This is a genomic window from Mycobacterium angelicum (genome assembly GCF_002086155.1).
Lineage (GTDB): Bacteria > Actinomycetota > Actinomycetes > Mycobacteriales > Mycobacteriaceae > Mycobacterium > Mycobacterium angelicum.
This window is the reverse complement of sequence record NZ_MVHE01000265.1, coordinates 1-489: the sequence shown is the minus strand read 5'-3', so window position 1 is coordinate 489 and position 489 is coordinate 1. Positions and strand designations below refer to the sequence as shown.

General features: G+C 64.8%; 1 protein-coding gene. It reads left to right on the top strand.

The annotated features are described in order from the left end of the window. The coding region (locus BST12_RS29325) for a hypothetical protein (protein ID WP_205714830.1) at positions 1 to 402 on the top strand (402 nt) is incomplete at its 5' end. Positions 403 to 489 lie beyond the last annotated feature (87 nt).

Genomic DNA, 489 nt, shown 5'->3' with positions numbered 1-489 from the left:
TCCACGGTGTTCGGACTGATGATGGTGGGGTCGGCCGCTGTGGGATCGCACGGGCTGGCTGTTGTCGTGGGGCTTGCCGCGGTGATTGCGGTAGGGGTGGCGGCGGTGTTTCGCCTGGCGGCAACGCTTGCCGTGGTGTTGTCGGTGGTGATGATCGTGGTGTCCGGCCCGACGCATGTGCTTGCCGCATTGTCGGGGTTTTGCGCCGCCGTCTACCTGGTGTGCCGATACGGGGCCGGTGTTGTCGCCGGGAGCTGGCCGACGACCGTTGCCGCCGTTGGTTTCACGTTCGCTGGGTTGGCTGCGACGTCGTTCCCGCTGCAAGTGCCATGGCTGCCGTTGGCGGCACCGTTGGCCGTGTTGGCTACCTACGTGCTGGCCACCCGTCCGTTCTCGAGGTGAACCGCCGGCTGGCCGGTCGGGCCGGTGCGCGCTGTTGACAATCGGTTATCAGTCGATAACATGGAGGGTATGTTATCAACTGATAAC